This is a genomic window from Paenibacillus taihuensis (assembly GCF_003386535.1).
Classification (GTDB): Bacteria; Bacillota; Bacilli; order Paenibacillales; family Paenibacillaceae; genus Paenibacillus_Z; species Paenibacillus_Z taihuensis.
Map to the genome: position 1 here is coordinate 24683 of NZ_QTTN01000011.1, position 16954 is coordinate 41636.

Below are 16954 nucleotides of genomic sequence, written 5' to 3' on the forward strand. Positions count from 1 at the left end.
TTTCGCCGCCGGACCTGTTATTCCGGGAACTCGATTAAATTCGTTTCTGTAACCGGAAGCTCTTCGTTCGCGGGAATGCGGAATGTCTTGATCTCGCATGGCCCGAAATTCGCTTCGACGATCCGGTTCCACTTCGGCAGACGGATTGTCGCTGTCGTTGCCGTTCTGGTCGTCTCATAAGCCCGAACGATCAGATCGTCGTTGTCTTCCGATTTCTTCACGACGCTGACAATGATGTTGTCCTGATCAACCGCCAGGTAGGAATCCTGCTGCGGAAGCGGACCGGCGTGATAGGTTTCGATAATCGAGGTCGGACGTTGGTTCAGCTCATGCGCGAGCTTCACCGTTCCTGCCTGCTCCCAGCTGCCTTCATGTGCCAGCAAGCGATAGTTGAACTGCTGAATGCCTTGGTCAATGAACGAATAATGGCCCTTCGGGTCCGGTACGAGCGGATCGTGATGCGCATAGATCGGGCTGCGAAGCACGGTCAGCGCCAACTCCTTATTCAGGATGCTGTAGCTGTATTTGGCATCATTGATGAGCGATACGCCATAATCGGTACCCTCTTCGCGGAGAATGCCGCCGTAATCGACCCAGCTTTGACCCGGCTCTTCTTCGCCGTTATGCTCGCGCTCCTTGAAACCATAAGGAATTTCGTACGTTTGCTTCGTAAAGATGAGATTGATCGGAAATACGAGCTTCAGCATCTTGAACTGCTCGCGCCAGTCTACCGTCACTTTCACATCGATGTAGTCCAGCTCGCGATACATCGTGAAATCCTGGACAAGCTTGGAGCTGCCGTATTCGCTGACGACGCGGACTACGGATTTGACCGGTCCGTGCTCGACGCGCTGTACGCTCTTGGCGGTAAAGCTGCCGATTGTTTTATTGAAGTGAAACACGTTATGGCTCCATGTGTCGGAGTTATCTTCTATGACATCAGGCCGTGCAGCCGGGCCGCGGAACACTTCGTAATTTGCCTTTTTATCGTGGAGGCTCGAAATAAAGCCCGTTTGCGGATCGAATTCGAGACGGAATCTGTCGTTCTCCAGCGTGAAATCAGTCGCTTCGATTGCTGCCGGAACTAATCTCGCCTGCCCGCTTGTCGTATGCAGCTTGTACACGCGGTATCCCATAGGCGGAAGCTCGGCGATGAAGCTCAGTCGGAACCTGCCTCCGGACGTCGCTTGCGATTGCACGGTCTGGAAGGGCACTTGCTTGCCGGTATCGTCAACCAGGATCTTCGTATCCTTGATCCCGCCGATTTCCTGCTCGACGTTGATCTTGCTGGCCCACGAGTGCGGATTAAAGACAACGATCGGTTTCATGCCTTCTTCTTGCTCGATATTAATGTTCCAGGACAGCGACTGTAACGCGTAGTTCAACCCTCGCTCCCCGATATTCATCGCTTCGCCGTGCATGTTGCGGGCATCTTCATAAGCGGCTTCCAGAGAGGTTCCGGCAAGAATGTCATGGAATTGGTTGAACAGCACATTCTTCCAGGCGAGAGCGAAGTTCGCCGGATAAGGCTGCCCCGTGATGCGTTCAGCCAGCGCGGACCATTTCTCTGCGGCGATCAGCTTATTCTCTGCCTGTCTGTTCCATTGTTTAATGCCGGAATGCACCGCGTAACATCCGCTGGCATGATGCTGCAGATCATCGTGTACAACCGGAAATTGCAGCCCTTTGGCTTCCATCGCGGCAAAAAACTCGTTAGGCCCGCCGAACGCCATCGTCGGATACGCTTCATCTTCGTTCATGCGGATAATACTTTCGATATTTTCCTTCGTTGGACCGCCGCCGTGATTGCCCACTCCGTAGAAGACCATCATTTCGTCAAACGGCTCTTTCAAATCGGTGATGCAGCGGCGCACATGCTTGTCGAGCTCTTTGCCCCACGTACAGTACTCGAACGGAATCCGGTAGGCGAGCACGCGCGAGCCGTCGTCCGACTCCCAGTAAAATGTACGGCCCGGAAGCCCTTTCTCATTCGGCATCGGACGCATGAAGACGTAGTACGGCATGCCGCTTTTCATCAGGATTTGCGGAAGCATGCCATGATGGCCGAAGCTGTCGACGTTGTAGCCGACCTTCGCCGTTACGCCAAACTTTTCTTTGAAATAACGCTGGCCGTACAAGCCTTGACGAACGAAAGACTCCCCGCCCGGAATGTTGCAGTCAGGCTGAATCCACCAGCCGCCGACAATCTGCCAGCGGCCTTCCTTGATGCGCGCTATGATTTCCTCGAACATGGCCGGATCGTTATTCTCCACCCACTCGTAATTGGCAGCGGAGCTGGAGGTGAAGATGAAATCCGGATATTCCTTCATGCGGTCGAGCGCCGAACGGAAGGTCGCTTTCGTCTCTTGGAAGCCTTCTTGCCACTGCCATAACCAAACCGGATCCAGATGGGCGTTGCCGATCATATGGAACTTCTTGTGTTTCATTGTTACACTCCCTTATCTATTAAAAATGCCGCTGAGCCGCAGAGAATTTCCCGTCGGCGCAGCGGCGCAGGTAGACAGATTTACGCGAACGTCGACGCTTGTTCCCGGCTCCCCAGGAAGTTTGTGATTTTATCGGCGACGGTCTGTTGAACAGCCGCCCGTCCTTTCTCCAGCAGCCCCGCATTCAACGCTTGGCATTCCGCATTGGTCAGACGTTCTTCCTTGCCAATTGCTTGGAGGAAGGCAAGCTCAAGATCTGTCGCGATATTGACTTTGCTTACCCCGCCTTGCGGCAGCTTGATGGCTCCAGTCATCATTTCAGCGGGTACACCGGAACCGCCGTGAAGGACCAGATGTACAGGAGTCAAAGCACGAATAGCTTGAAGCCGCTCGAAATCGATCTTCGGCTGCCGGACCATATACACGCCATGCGCGGTTCCGCAGGACACAGCCAATGCGTCAATTCCCGTTTCACGCGTGAAACGTTCCGCTTCCACCGGGTCCGTATAAAGCTCTTCGTCTTTATCCGTCTCCACGAAATCCGTCGTGCCGATCATGCCAAGCTCGGCCTCGACGGAGACGCCGCGCGGTTTGGCATATTCGACGACTTCCTTCGACGTTGCGATATTCTCATCAAGCGGCTTCTCCGAGGCGTCGATCATGACCGAAGTAAATCCGGCTTCAATCGCCTCCGCAATCGTTTCCAGTTCTTTCGTGTGGTCGAGATGAAGAACAACCGGTACGGTGATGTCTTCCGACTGGATCTGCGCATAGAACTCGTCGGCGAATTCCTTTGGCGTAATCCCGTACCGCACAAGCTCTTTATGGGAGATTTGGACGATTGCCGGGGACTGCGCCTCCTGCGCGGCCCGAAGCACGGGCTTGATCATCGGCGTATAGCGCGGCGAGAAAGAACCGATCGCATACCCGTATTTCTCAGCTACTTCCAGCGCTTGCTTCAATGTTTTTACATTCGCTCTTTTATTTGCTGCGTTCATATGCTCTCATCTCTCTCCCATTCTCGTAGACTTGCTTCGGTATGAATTTAAGGAAGCGGAATTATCCTTTGGTGCCTGAAGAAATGTTCATTCCTTCAATAAAGAACTTCTGGAACACGAAGAACATCACGACAATCGGCAGAAGCACGATAACGGAACCCGCCATCAAATAGTGCCACTGGCTAAGCCCTGAGCTGGCTTTGAACATTTGAAGCGCGATCTGGAGCGTATACGTGCTTTCTTTGTTCAAATAAATAACCGGCCCCAGAAAGTCATTCCATGCTCCTTGAAACGTGGTAAGCGCAATGGTGATGACGGCTGGCTTTGCAAGCGGAACCATGATCCGGCGCCAAATGTAGAAATGATTGGCGCCGTCGATTTTCGCCGCTTCAATCAAATCGTTCGGAATGCCGAGGAAAAATTGGCGGAGCAAAAAGATTTGAAACGCGTTGCCGAAAAAGCCCGGAACGGTGAGCGGCAAGTACGTCCCTACCCAATGGATCTTTGCAAACAGGATATACTGCGGAATGAGCGTCACGAAGCCTGGAATGATCATCGTTGACAGCACGATGGAAAACATCAGATTCCGTCCGCGGAATTTGATTTTGGCAAACCCGTATGCCACAAACGTATTAGAGATCACGTGACCCACGACCCCGATGGTGGCTATGGTCAGTGAATTGAGGGTAAATCTCGGAAAGTCTATGGATGTCCATGTCTCCAAATAGTTCTGGAAATGCCAGTGCTTCGGAATAAACGCCGGCGGATACTGCATAATGTCATCCATCGTTTTGAGCGAGGTAGAAATCATCCACCAGAAAGGAACGACGAAGACTAGACCTGCCCCTGCCAATAGCAGGAACATAATCGTTTTTCGGATGCGCTCTCCCGTACGACGGCTCTCAAAATAGCTGCGCGCATTCCCGGTCGTTGCGGAACTCATCGTCCGTCGCCTCCTTCATAATGAACCCAATATTTCGATACCCACATATTGATCATGGTAATGAACAGCACGACAACGAACAAAAACCAAGCCATCGCGGATGCATACCCCATTTGGAACACTTTGAACGCCTTCAGGTACATATGCAAATTAAAGAATAGAAGCGAGTTCATCGGCGATCCGGGCGTCGTCGGATCCGAGGACATGACATAACCCTCTTGGAAAATTTGGAAGCCTGAAATAAACGTTGTAATGACCTCAAAGAAGATGACAGGAGATATCAGGGGCATCGTAATATGCCAGAACCGACGCAGCGAGCCGGCCCCATCGATCTCGGCCGCTTCATAAAGCTGCTCAGGCACGCCTTGCAAAGCAGCAAGGTACATCAGCATGCCGCCGCCGACGCTCCACATCTTCATCATGACGATGGCAGGCTTGGTCCAATTCGGGTCAAACATCCAGCCCGGCCCCGTAATGCCGAACCAGCTGAGAACCAGATTGACGATACCCGTATCCGGGCTTAGCAGCTCCATCCAAAGCATATAAACGCCAACTCCGGATAAAACCGACGGCAAATAGTAAATGGTACGGAAAACGCGGATACCAGGAATTTTCTGATTAAGGATGGACGCAAGCGCGATGGAAGCGAAGGTCGTTAACGGGACCATCAGCACGACGTAAAACAGCGTATTTTTTAATGACACCCAGAAGAGCGGATCTCCGTGAAACATGTATTTGTAGTTACGCAATCCTACAAAATCCATTTGAGAGGTAAAGTCATAGTTCGTGAAGCTGACGTAAAAAGAAAATAAAAGCGGCCCTGCCGTGAACAGCAAAAAACCGATAATCCAAGGCAGTACGAACAAATACCCTTGAAGCTCTTCTTTTCGTTCCAGCGACATTGGTTTTTTCCGTCTCTTGGATCCTGAATGGGCGGTCGTGTTCATTATCTATCCCTCCTACACCTACAGGTAACTCATCAAAAAAATCGGGGCGGTCGCATACAACCGCCCCTGTTTGTCACGATCCTTATTTGTTGCTGTCCATCAAGTCTTGAACGGCTGACTGTGCTTTATCAAGTGCGGTCTTCGCATCTGTTTTGCCAGCCAAAGCAGATTCGATATTCGGGTTCGAAACGCTTGTATAGTCAGGCGCATTGTTCGGTACCGGGCTTACGAGCGTCCACTTCATGTTATCCGTAGCGAATTTGGATACCGGGTTGTTTGTCGAAAGTTCAGGATCGTTAGCAGCCGCCTGGTTCGCTACATTGTCAAACAAATATTGACTCCAGTATTTCTGTGCAGCTACGTCCGTCATATATTTCATGAACTCGAAGCTTTCCGCCGGATGCTTCGCGCCATAAGGGATTTCGAGCACGAAACCGCCGCCGTATGTCCAATTGCCCGAACCCGCCTTCATCTCAGGAACCGGCGCATAGCCGATGTCGTCCGGATTCATGAAGTCTTTGATTTGCGCGAAGTACGTGCCTGTCTGGATCGTCATGCCCAGCTTGCCGACAACGAACGGATCATTCTGCTTGCTGCCGAAGGTTGCCTTGAAGGTATCGACATTGCTTTTGCCAAGACGTTCATTGAAGCTCATCACCCAGTTCAGCGCATCGATCTTCGCAGGCGAGTTGAAATTCGGACCATTCTTATCCATCATGAGCTTGCCGTCTGCATTGTCCAGGAATAGACCCCAATCATCCGGGTAGAAGCCGAGACGTTCGATTCTCTTGCCATTCAGTTTATCCAGCTTCTGCGCGTCTGCCAGCAGTTCATCCCATGTCTTCGGCGGGCTGTTCGGATCCAAGCCTGCCTCTTGGAACGCCTTCTTGCTGTAGTACAAGAAACGAGTATCCGTATTGAACGGAAGCGCGTAAGGTTCATTATTATACAAAGAAGCATCCCATAACTGCGGGAAGAAACGGTCCTTGATCGACGGATCTTGATTGATGTATTCCGAGAGATTCGTAGCTTGTTTCTTCGCTGCGCGCTGGCCAACCGTAAAGATGTCTTGAATAATAACATCCGGCGGGTTTCCAGCAGCAACTGCGGCTAGTTCTTTCGTCCAGCCTTCGCCGAACGGCTGGAAGGAATAATTGACGTGAATATGGTCTTGCGAAGCGTTAAAGTCGCTTACGATTTTCTCAATGATCGGACGGCGCGTAGTCGAACCCCAGTGGGCCCAGAAATCAAGCGTTACTTTTTCTTTAACTTCTGGTGTCGTAGTTGCTGCTGCATTCCCCGTTTGGTTGCTTGCTTGATTGCTTGTTTGGTTGGCCGATTGGTTTTCTTGCGCATTGTTACCGTTTGAGCCGCAGCCAGTCAGCAGCAAGCTTCCTGATAATGCAACAGTTGAGAGGACTAACAAAGACTTCTTCGCATTCTTCATGTCAGAACATTCCCCCATATCGAAATTATAAACCCTCGTAATCCACCACTATAAGTAATATGACCACATATTAAAACGCTTACAATAAGGTGTTTTGTGGATTTAATGTCATTCTATCCACGAGAACACACAAAGTCAATCGTTTTTTTTCGTTTCATACCTCCACACACCTTACTCAAAACCCCACAAGACCACACAGCCTAAAGAACCATCCAGCATGTTCAGCCAACAAAAAAAAGCTGCCTCCCCGAAGGTCGGCAGCTTTCTCATCCCTCAAACATCCCTCAAACTCTATCCCTTCAACCGCACGCTTCCCGCATCGCCATACAGCACATCCAGCGACTTCGTAAGCTCGCCGGTATCGGCGTTCCGCTGCTGGCGGTACGTGCCCCACGCCGTGCCGGTGCTCCAGAAGCAGCTGAAGTCGTCCTGCTCGATAACCGGCGCGAAGCTGATCGTTCCTTCACGCATATCGTAGGTGAAACCGCTGAGCGACAGCAGCACAGCCCAGCTCGCCAGCGATCGCGCATAGTGATAGCCGCACTCTTCCTCGGCCCACGGGTTGCGGCGGTAGCCGTCATGGCGGTCACGGACTGCTTTTACAATCGTCAGCCCTTCTTCAATCATGCCCTCGTATATGAGGTGAGCAGCAACGTGATACTCAATGCCTGTCCACACTTCGTCGGCATAGACGAACGGAACCTTCGGACGTCCGCCATGCGGCCATGAGCACAGCAGCAGCCCTTGCTCATCACCCAGCGTATACGTGCGCTGTACGTTGGCATGACCGTAGAAGTCGGTGCGGAAATTGTAGCGGAAGATGGAAGCGACCGCTTGCTTCACATGATCCTCCGGCAAAATATACCCAAGCCCCGCCACATGCGCCAGGAACTGGCCGAACACTTGGTCCGACAAGCAGCCGATGCCGTACTGGTACAGATGCGCGTTCACATCGTCAATACGCTGCACATAATACTCGCCATTCCAGAGCAGCTCGTCAACACGCTTCTTCCCGCGCTCGAATGCCGCCGTGTAGCGCTCCGCCCGCTCGGTGTCGCCGACGAATGCCGCCATCTCAGCCCCAGCCTTCAACGCGGCAAGGAAGAGCGAATTGGCGAGCGAGTTCGGTCCGAAGAATTCAATATCATACGTGTTATGCTGCTCGCTATCCAGCACGCCGTCGCCGTCCGAATCCCAGTGTCCGAATGCAAAATCTAGAGCCAGCCCTGCCTTCTCCCACAATCCGTGCAAGAAATCATGGTCGCCGCTCAGCTTCCATTCGCGATACAGCCGGACGATCGTGCCCATCTGTCCGTCTACAGCCGGAGGCATATTGAAGCGCTCCATGCCGAACGTCTGCTGCGTGCGGAACGCCATGTTGCCATGCTCGTCCGTTTCGATGAGAAACTCTACGTTCCTCGCGCTGCGCTCCAGCTCAGGGAACAGGAATGCTGCCGTCTGCGCATAATTCCATACATGCGTACACGTGCCATGGCAGCTGCCATGATGCGAATGGCTGCCCTCGAAGGCGTAGAAGGTGCCCCCTTCGACGCGGAAGCAGGTCGTGCTGCGCAGCACCGTCATGTTCGCGGACAGCGCGTCAATGACATAGGATGGCAGCGTGCTGCCAAATAACGCCTGATGGAACGCGCGTGTGCCGCTCTCGAGACGGTCCAGCTCCTCGATCAAATAACGTCCCGCAGCCCAAGCGTCCTCGAACTTAGTGGCGTAATGGTTGCGGATGATCTCCCCCTGCTCAAGCTTGCGATCCTCATCCCAATGCTTCGGTCGGTTTGGAAAATGCCATGCCAGCACGAACTCGAACGTCTTCTCTTCGCCCGGAAGCAGCGTCGCATAGCTGCCAATGGAGCCTACCCGCAGGCGAGCTTGCGGCGCAATCGCGACTTGTCCGTTATCGATCGGCGGGATCTGTTCCAATCTGCCATCCTCGGCAAAATCATCCCAAAACTCATGCGCGCCATCCCACCAGCTGCCGATCTGCCAAGTCGGCTTCATCGTTACCTCATCAGCCGTTGTCATCAGGCTCATGCTGCCGTTTCGCAAATGATCCGCAGGCAGCTTCGGCGAAGTAAAGTGGACGCCAGTTATCCGGCCGTCCTCACGCAGCTCGTTCACGCCGATCTCGGCGACCATTGTATTATCGAACCGATCCAGCCCCTGCCAGCCAACCGGGTTGGACATGCTGCCGACAATCGACACATCGACAGGCAGCGAGCTCGGGTTGCTCACCTTATAGCGAAGCACCGCAGCTGGAATGCCGGAATCGTCTGCTTGAAGCGGAATAAGCGGCGTAAACGCTTCCAGTTTCACGCTGACTGGCAGCGACTCATCTTCGAACTCTACCTGCGCGAGCGGATATTCTCCGCGCAGCTTGGATGCTTTCAATCGCGGCAGCCCCGCCATCGTGCCCGCGTGATAACCTTTGCCATTCAGCCCAAACGGAGGCTGAAGCTCTGCTTCCAGCACTTTGGCGATCGGCTCGCCGCCGCCGTGCGCCTGAGCCCAAATTGCAAAGAAGCTATAGTAAAGCTGGTCGCCTTTGCCCGGACGGTTGAAGATTTCAAAGTCTCTTAGCTCGCCTCGCGCACCGAGCGAGATGTTGCCAGTGCCAATGCCTCCAAGCAGAAATGCCGCTTCCTTCGCATCCTGCGCGAACTCACGCTGCTCTCCGCGCGCGAACAGAACTTCTTTCGGATACACTTTCGTTTTCGAGTCCACTTGTTGCTGCTGCATTCAATTAACCCCTTTGCTAATCGAAATAAAAACGAAATCAACTAGTTATTTCGCAGCAAACACGATATTTCCTCCTGCATCCAGAAAAAGAATCATTTTGCAAATGAAATGCGCTGTCATTTTTATTTATTATATTGATTATATATATTATGCATAGACAACGTCCTCATCAGTTGATCCATGAGGCTCCACCACTATAAAAAGGAGGAACTTTATGAAATGGAAACGGAATTGGAAATGGAATAAACGATTAGGCACGACCTTCCTTGGGCTAGTCATTCTGGCAGCTTCATCCCCCTTCGCACCTCTCCCGAAAGCCGAGGCTGCAGGGCTGTCATGGCCATCCGGACAGATCCTTCCATCCTTCTCCGCACCAGCTTCGACCCTTGATGAAATGAATCTTGTAACCGAATACAAGTACGAAGCGGAAACGATGGGACATGGCACCGGGCATCTTGACGGCAATGGCTGGCTCGCGCAAACCGGTATTGATGCCGCCAACGCGCACATGGTTTACGGACCTTACGTCACGAATATTCCTACTGGAGCGAATACGGCATTCTTCGATATGATTGTCGATAACAACACGGCTAACAACGATGTCATTGTGACGATTGACGTCCATGATAGCACGAGCGGCACAATCTTGGCGACGCGCGATATTCACCGGCAGGACTGGACGCAGGCCGGCAGTTACCAGCGATTCACCCTGCCTTTCAATAATGCGACAGCCGGGCATTCTCTGGAATTCAGGGTGTACTGGTACGGTCGAGCTTACACGAAAGTAGACGCCGTCGGTACACATCCGGACAGCAAAGTCGATGAATCGGTTGTGTTCACCACGCTTAAAGGGCTCGTCAACAAAACACAACCGAGAATATATACATACGATGATGCGGTTAAGAACGAAGACGGCAAAGATACTTGGCTCGGCAATCTCGGCATTGGCCATACCGATGTGACGGACAACTGGTCGCTCATCACCAAATACGCCAGCGAAATCAATGGCATTGTCGTCTATGATACTGCCGTACCGGATACGATTAATCTGGCAACGCTCATCGCCTCACGGTCAGGCGGTATCGTCGCTCCGCCAAGCCTCGTCACTAAACTATCCTCCGCTCCATACAACTTACCGATCCTCGATGATTTGCGCGGCGATTTCAGCAACAAGCTGGCTGTTTATCAATATATGTACACCAATTACTGGTCCCTGCTCACGCATAAGCTGATTATCGGGCTTAACCCCGACATTAAAGGCTTCCTGCGAGATTATGCGACGGCAACCGGCGCCGCGGTCGTCTGGCTCGATCCTGCCGTTCCGGCCGAGAAAACATTGCTCCAATCGTTCCTCGCGGATATGCCTTATGGCAGCGGCATCTATATGGGATGGTGGCCGGATGAGGGGCTCGGGGTGCAAACGGCATCCGAATACGGCGTCTCCACGATCGCCAGCGACTTCTCCTCCAACCTGACCGTGTTCAGCGGTACCTCAAGAACAGTGAATGTGAAGCCAATCCCGAACAAGCCGCCGCTTCAGAACAAAATCTACGTTTCGCTCATCTTGAGCGATGGCGACAATTTGCAGTATATGGAGCACCGTTTCAAGAAGCTGTGGGATTCCGCGAACAGAGGCACGGTTCCATTAGGCTGGACCGTTTCTCCGGCTATGCTCGATGCGAAGCCAGGTCTTCTTAATTACCTGCACACAAGCGCAACGGCAAACGACGTGCTAATCGCGGGCCCTTCCGGCGTCGGCTATACGTATCCGAACTATTGGACGAATCAAACGTATCTGGACAGCTTCGTCGCCTTGTCGGACGATTATATGAACCGTGCGGGACTTACGATTTCGACGATCTGGAACACGATTACTGGCGGCATTAACGCAAATGTAGGCACCAGCTTTGCCCAGCATGCGCCATCCTTGCTTGGATTAACGTCAATGGCCGGCGGCGGTGCAATCACGGTCTACAACAACACGCTGCCTGTTCAGGGATTGAATGCGACCTATTGCTATTCCTTGGCTACGCTTATCTCCGAGATCAATGGCGCGATTGCAGGCTGGAACGGAACGTCCCCTCGTTTTGTCAGCATTCAGGCGAATCCTTGGGATGTGACGTATCAGAACTTCGTGGATGCCGTGAACAACTTCAGCAGCAACAGCAACATTGTCTTCGTAAGACCGGATACGTACTTCCAATTGATGCGCGAGAACAATAACCTGCCGATCGATCCGTCCACCGTCGTCAAAACCTATGAAGCCGAGAGCAATTTCTCCCATTCGACCGGCGCGGCTAGCGGAAGCGATTGGTCAGCGAACGTCGCTTCGCACAATGTCGACTTCATGCTATGGGGCAACTACGACAATTCAATTCCTGTCGGCATGAATACCGCTACTTTCAAAATGAAGATCGATTCCAACACAGGTACGAACGACAACGTCGTAACACTGGACGTGCGCGACAATGCAACCGGTCAAACACTGGCAGCATTTGATGTGTACCGGAATCAATTCAAGAGCAATAATGCGTACCAGGATTTTAGCCTTTCTTTCAACAATCCGTCCGGCAGCTCGCTCGAGTTTAGAGCCTACTATCGGGATAAGGCGACCATTAGCATTGATAAAGTTACAGTGACGCGGAGACTTGGCAAGTTCGAATCCGAAGGTGCTTATGTTGGCCATGGCGTCGGACGCGTGAGCGGGGATGGATGGCAGGCTTCCTCATCACTCGATAACCAAGGGCATATGGTGTATGGCCCATATGACCCGAATGTGCCCGTGGGCAATCGGAATGTCGCGTTCCGTCTCAAAATCGATAACAACACCCTCGACAATGCGAACGTCGCGAAGATTGATGTCTACGATGCGGCGACAGGCACAAGCGTGGTGCAATCGGAGATTACAAGGCAGCAATTCACAGCCGTGAATCAGTATCAGAATTTCACCCTTAGCTTCAACCAGACACTCAATCGCAATCTGGAGTATCGGATCTGGTACTACGATAATGCGACAATCACTGCGGATAATGTGACCATTAATTAAAATAAACCCGCCGTCATCGGGGATGACGGCGGGTTTCTTATTATATGCGACGATAGAGCTTCTTCAAACGTGCCCGTGTCACCGACGATTGCGGCATATTACGAACATCCGTATTATCCGTAATCTGATCGATGCTGCCGATTGGCCGGTTCTCCGCCAGCCAGCGGATTTCTCTGTCCTTGATACGCGGGGCGAGAAGTGCAGCAATGTCGCCGCCGTTCATGACGTTGAACGGACGGGTGAAGAACGGCGCTGCTTCCTCCGAGGCAGGCGTTTCCGTCAGACCCAAATCGTTGTGCATCCGAGCGAGGATTCGGTACACGCGGTTGAATGCGCCTTCCCGAGTTCTCCAGCTCGTCGCCGTCTGCGCATCCAAGAGAAGGGGCAGCACCTGCTCCGCACAGTTCAGCTGCTTGAATGCCGTCCCGAACCACTTCGGATACGGCGCATATCTCCGCTCCATCAAGAAGCACAGATTCATGACATCGCGGACCATTCGGGAACCAATGACCGCGGAGCCCAGCTCGTCTCCTGCCGAGCCGGCCCGGTTCATCAGATGCTCCTCCTGCCCAATCCGCTGCCAGGTGCAGAAGATCAGATAGAGCCAGACATCATCCGGATAGTAAGCGAACTTACGGCGCAATTCCATCAGCTGTCCCGCTCCGTCCTTGAACACCGCCCCGCTCGTCAGCTCGAGCAGCGTCTGCGAAGGGAACGTAAGCCAGTCTAACAGCCCGATCTCCGTGTTCACGCCTAACCCAAGTCTTCTCCCTACATAATCTTCGACTGTCGTCATTAAAGTCATGCCCGTATCGACCGGGAAGCCATAGAACCCCTCGGGAGCTTGCTTCTCCAGCCTTGCCCGAAGCTCTTCTGCCGCATCAGCGGGATAGCTCGCTCCAAGGAACAAGCACACGCGCGGTCCCCAGTCGTGATCCTGCGACATCTCGGTATCGAAGCCAAGCACTTCGCTTCCAGGTCCAATCAGTGCTGCTGCATAGTCGTTCGATGCCGAGTACTCGCTTATGATCGGCTCAATAATTTCGTTATAGAATCTTCTGCTTAATTCAATGCCCTGCATTTGTATCTGTTGACCTCCGTAAACGCTTAGTTATCGATTACTCTTATAGAGATGCCAAGTGCGTCAGTTTATCCGGATTGACCACAAGGTAGAGGGAAGAGATCCGCTGCTGCTCGCCAACATCGAATGTCAGTACAAAATATGGCTTTCCTTGCGTGTACCCGATAACGCCGGTTCCGCCATTCACCGCAGCAAAGGCGAAGCTGTTATCTTCAGGCAGCTGCTTCTCCATAATACCGAAGAAGAACGCCGCAATGCGTTCTGCTCCTTGAATCGGACGAACGGCCGCCTTCACTTTGCCGCCGCCATCCGAGTAGAGGACGGCACCTTCCTGCACGATGCTGAGCACCTGCGCCACATTGCCGGATGCGAGCGCCTGCACGAACTGCATCGCGATATTGGTCTCCTTCGTCTGCGCGTTCACTCTAGCGAGCTCGCGCTCCTGCTCCGGAATGCCGCTGATCGCAAGCTTCGCCCGCCTAAAGATCTGCCGGCAATTCGTGCTGCTCTTGCCAACGATCTCCGCAATCTCATCGTACTCATACTGCAGCACCTCACGCAGCAGGAACACCGCCCGTTCCACCCACGAGAGCTGCTGAAGCAGGAGCAGATAAGCCGTTGAGAGCGACTCCCTCTGCAAGAAAGAGTCCTCGCTGGACCGGCTTTCATCCTCGACTAGCGGCTCCGGCAGCCAAGGCCCTACATACACCTCGCGCTGCTTGCTTGCTGAACGGAGTCGGTCGATGCAGCGGTTCGTGACGATTTTGCACAAGAATGCCTTCGGATGCCGAATATCCTCCAGCTTCGTCTCGCTCATCGATAGAAAAGCTTCCTGCACCACATCTTCCGCATCCATGACGCTGCCAAGCATACGGTAGGCTAATGCGAACAATAACGGTTTGTAGGCGGAGTAAGCCTCTGCCGCCGAACCCGCTCCTTCTGTCTGCTCCATACGATGCACCCCCAACTATTAAGCATGTTTGCGAATAATCGCTTCCGCCGCTCGTCTTGCACTTGCCGCAGACGCATCTGCGAGCAGCTCGCCATGACCGGCCCAGTCGCCTGCCACGTACAATCCGCGAATCTCCGGTACTTCCGGGCCGACTGCAGCGCTCTGGCTTTTCGCAATATGCGGATAATCATGAACGACCGTAATCGTTGGCAGAAACTGTTTGGTCACGACCTCTTGCTCCCAGCCCGGATGGAGCATCGTCATCGTGTCGTGCAGCAGCTTCTCATCCGCTCTCTTGTTTACGGTTCCCGGGCTGTTATATTTAATCAAATGCACGACTACCTCGCCGTTGTCGCTCAGCTTCGCGCCTGCCGAATGATCCGTGAAGAAGATCGGCTGGTCGAGACCGAAGGCAACATGCAGTCCCGACACCGGCAGCTTCCGCAAACCAAGATCCAGGCATGCCGCGGTTACCGGCCTCGCTTCCGTCTTCCACCGATTCAGCGCCGTCGCTTCTGCACCCTGCACCAGCTTCGCGCTCTCCGATGGCGATGCCGTGCAGACAACGTTCGAGATGCGGAGTTCTTCTCCATCCGCGAAAATCAGCTTCTGCACGCTGCCGTCCGCATGCGCAATCTCGCGCACCGACTTGCCGCTTACGATATGCACGCCTGCTTGCTGCGCTTTCTGCCGAAGCTGATCCACAATCGTCTGCCAGCCTCCATCGACATAGAGGACGCCGCCCTTCAGCGAACGCTGCACTTGCGCAAGCGCAGGCGCAGCAAGCTGATGATCGGGATCCAGCGTATACGTCGCCGTCCTGCAGATCGCATAGAAAATATGCCGCACCTTCGGATCCGCCACTTCCGTTTCCGCCCACTGCCGTACGCTCATTGCCGCTGGAATTCGCTCTGCGTCCAGCTTGCCGAGCTTCAGGAAGAGACGCATCAGGTTTATTTTACCAGAGAAGGTTAACAGCTTCGAGGTCAGCATGCTGACTGGATTCGGCGTTATCGCGTACAGCTCCTTGTTCCATATAAAGTTCGTATTCGGAGAAGGGTTTCCCCCCTCCAGCTTCACGCCATGCTCCTGCAAAATCTGATAAGCTCGCCCAGTCTTATACAGTGCATGCCCGCCCATATTCAAATGAATGCCATGCTGCGTATTCGTCATCGCTCGACCGCCGAGCCGGTTCGACTTCTCAATGACAATCACAGAACGCCCCTTATTCGCCAGCTCCAGCGCTGCAATTAATCCTGCCAATCCCCCGCCAATAATGGCTGTATCATAATGTTGCTGCATCTCCATCACCCTCCAAGTTGTTGTCTTCATGAGATAAGGCGGATGAGAGGGGGATTTTGTGACAAAGAGGATAAAACAATTTTTCGCGGATAACTTTACCGTAATTTTATCGAATCCTGTCGCTTTATAGTTCTATGGACACTGGTTCGCACGCATTCTAGTAACATATGCTTGAGCTATCCATAAAGTAAAACTCTACCAGCGGAGGACTCCAGATGCACCCAATTCTCGAGCAATATATTTCGTTATCCAAAGGCATTCAAGCCCTGTATCCGGACGATGCCCACATCGCCATCTTCGATACAGAGAAGCTTATTCATAGCTTGCCTGGAACGACAGTTAATCTCGGCCTTCAGCTTGGCACGCCAATCAGCGCCTTCAAAGGGCTGGTCCCTGAGAAAGTCATGAACACGATGACGCGTCAAACGGAAGATTTGCCATCAGGCAAGCTTCCCGTCCCTGTAAAATCGGTCGGCATTCCTATCTTCGACGAGAACGACGAGATGATCGGAATCGTGGCCATTATTTCATCGGCTGTTCAGATGTACTCGCTGCGCGATGCATCGAAGAAGCTGATCGACCTGCTGTCGGGGATGTCGGAGACGACGAACCAGATCTCGCTTGGCTCAAGCGATATTACAGAGCAGCTGCAGGAAGTATCGGGATCGACGCAGGCGATCAAGAATGACATTCAACAAATTCAAGAGACGCTTCTGTTCGTCGAAGAGGTCGCTTCGCAATCGAATCTGCTTGGCCTGAACGCGGCAATCGAAGCGGCACGTGCGGGAGAGCATGGCCGAGGCTTCAACATCGTCGCAACCGAGATTCGCAAAATGGCCGACAAGAGCAAGGAAGCCGCGCAAACGAGTAAGGAGCAGCTTGAGCTCATTCTGAAAGCGTACCAAGGCGTGAACGATGCGGTACAGCAAATCGCAGCCATCACGCAGGAGCACAGCGCTGGGCTTGAGGAACTTAACTCGACGTTCTCGCATATCGAGAGCATCGCAAGCACATTGAAATAGTACGCAAAAAGGAGC

The 16954-nt window shown here is 53.0% G+C and carries 11 protein-coding genes; 2 read left to right on the forward strand and 9 right to left on the reverse strand.

Translation table 11 applies throughout. The features are described 5' to 3' along the window. Positions 1-17: 17 nt before the first annotated feature. The 6 genes from A8990_RS11340 to A8990_RS11365 form a co-directional block, all read right to left on the reverse strand. A complete protein-coding gene (locus A8990_RS11340; protein ID WP_116189148.1) occupies positions 18-2447 on the reverse strand; it encodes an alpha-mannosidase in 2430 nt (809 codons plus the stop codon). Between the two features lie 80 nt (positions 2448-2527). Then, entirely contained in the window at positions 2528-3445 is a 918-nt protein-coding gene (locus A8990_RS11345; RefSeq protein ID WP_116189149.1) for a class II fructose-bisphosphate aldolase, read from the reverse strand. A 61-nt stretch (positions 3446-3506) separates the two neighbouring features. Next, positions 3507-4388, reverse strand: a complete 882-nt coding sequence (locus A8990_RS11350) for a carbohydrate ABC transporter permease (protein WP_116189150.1) — start codon at positions 4386-4388, stop codon at positions 3507-3509. Continuing rightward, a complete protein-coding gene (locus A8990_RS11355) occupies positions 4385-5335 on the reverse strand; it encodes a carbohydrate ABC transporter permease (protein ID WP_116189151.1) in 951 nt (316 codons plus the stop codon). Before A8990_RS11355 ends, A8990_RS11350 begins: the two co-directional genes overlap by 4 nt. 82 nt (positions 5336-5417) lie before the next feature. Continuing rightward, entirely contained in the window at positions 5418-6782 is a 1365-nt protein-coding gene (locus A8990_RS11360) for an ABC transporter substrate-binding protein (RefSeq protein WP_116189152.1), read from the reverse strand. A gap of 291 nt (positions 6783-7073) precedes the next feature. Beyond that, the gene (locus A8990_RS11365; protein ID WP_116189153.1) at positions 7074-9536 is read right to left on the reverse strand and encodes a GH116 family glycosyl-hydrolase; all 2463 of its coding nucleotides are present in this window, start codon (positions 9534-9536) and stop codon (positions 7074-7076) included. 214 nt (positions 9537-9750) lie between these two features. On the opposite strand from A8990_RS11365, the gene A8990_RS11370 reads away from it, so the two are divergent. After that, positions 9751-12582: a GxGYxYP domain-containing protein gene (locus A8990_RS11370; RefSeq protein WP_116189154.1), complete on the forward strand. Its 2832-nt coding sequence runs from the start codon at positions 9751-9753 to the stop codon at positions 12580-12582. 40 nt (positions 12583-12622) lie between these two features. Here the strand turns inward: A8990_RS11370 and A8990_RS11375 are convergent, their stop codons facing one another. The 3 genes from A8990_RS11375 to A8990_RS11385 are packed head-to-tail and all read right to left on the reverse strand — an operon-like array spanning position 12623 to position 15917. Beyond that, positions 12623-13663 carry a DUF4037 domain-containing protein gene (locus A8990_RS11375; protein ID WP_116189155.1) on the reverse strand — a complete coding sequence of 347 codons (1041 nt, stop codon included), beginning with the start codon at positions 13661-13663 and terminating at the stop codon, positions 12623-12625. Between the two features lie 43 nt (positions 13664-13706). Further along, the gene (locus A8990_RS11380; protein ID WP_116189156.1) at positions 13707-14615 is read right to left on the reverse strand and encodes an RNA polymerase sigma-70 factor; all 909 of its coding nucleotides are present in this window, start codon (positions 14613-14615) and stop codon (positions 13707-13709) included. A gap of 18 nt (positions 14616-14633) precedes the next feature. Then, the gene (locus A8990_RS11385; RefSeq protein WP_342772818.1) at positions 14634-15917 is read right to left on the reverse strand and encodes a phytoene desaturase family protein; all 1284 of its coding nucleotides are present in this window, start codon (positions 15915-15917) and stop codon (positions 14634-14636) included. Between the two features lie 215 nt (positions 15918-16132). Between A8990_RS11385 and A8990_RS32480 the strand changes: the two genes are divergently transcribed. Further along, positions 16133-16939 carry a methyl-accepting chemotaxis protein gene (locus tag A8990_RS32480; RefSeq protein WP_116189158.1) on the forward strand — a complete coding sequence of 269 codons (807 nt, stop codon included), beginning with the start codon at positions 16133-16135 and terminating at the stop codon, positions 16937-16939. Positions 16940-16954 lie beyond the last annotated feature (15 nt).

Coding starts and splice junctions, on each gene's coding strand:
- A8990_RS11340 (WP_116189148.1), bottom strand. CDS start 2,447: ATGAAACACAAGAAGTTCCATATGATCGGCAACGCCCATCTGGATCCG.
- A8990_RS11345 (WP_116189149.1), bottom strand. CDS start 3,445: ATGAACGCAGCAAATAAAAGAGCGAATGTAAAAACATTGAAGCAAGCG.
- A8990_RS11350 (WP_116189150.1), bottom strand. CDS start 4,388: ATGAGTTCCGCAACGACCGGGAATGCGCGCAGCTATTTTGAGAGCCGT.
- A8990_RS11355 (WP_116189151.1), bottom strand. CDS start 5,335: ATGAACACGACCGCCCATTCAGGATCCAAGAGACGGAAAAAACCAATG.
- A8990_RS11360 (WP_116189152.1), bottom strand. CDS start 6,782: ATGAAGAATGCGAAGAAGTCTTTGTTAGTCCTCTCAACTGTTGCATTA.
- A8990_RS11365 (WP_116189153.1), bottom strand. CDS start 9,536: ATGCAGCAGCAACAAGTGGACTCGAAAACGAAAGTGTATCCGAAAGAA.
- A8990_RS11370 (WP_116189154.1), top strand. CDS start 9,751: ATGAAATGGAAACGGAATTGGAAATGGAATAAACGATTAGGCACGACC.
- A8990_RS11375 (WP_116189155.1), bottom strand. CDS start 13,663: ATGCAGGGCATTGAATTAAGCAGAAGATTCTATAACGAAATTATTGAG.
- A8990_RS11380 (WP_116189156.1), bottom strand. CDS start 14,615: ATGGAGCAGACAGAAGGAGCGGGTTCGGCGGCAGAGGCTTACTCCGCC.
- A8990_RS11385 (WP_342772818.1), bottom strand. CDS start 15,917: ATGCAGCAACATTATGATACAGCCATTATTGGCGGGGGATTGGCAGGA.
- A8990_RS32480 (WP_116189158.1), top strand. CDS start 16,133: ATGCACCCAATTCTCGAGCAATATATTTCGTTATCCAAAGGCATTCAA.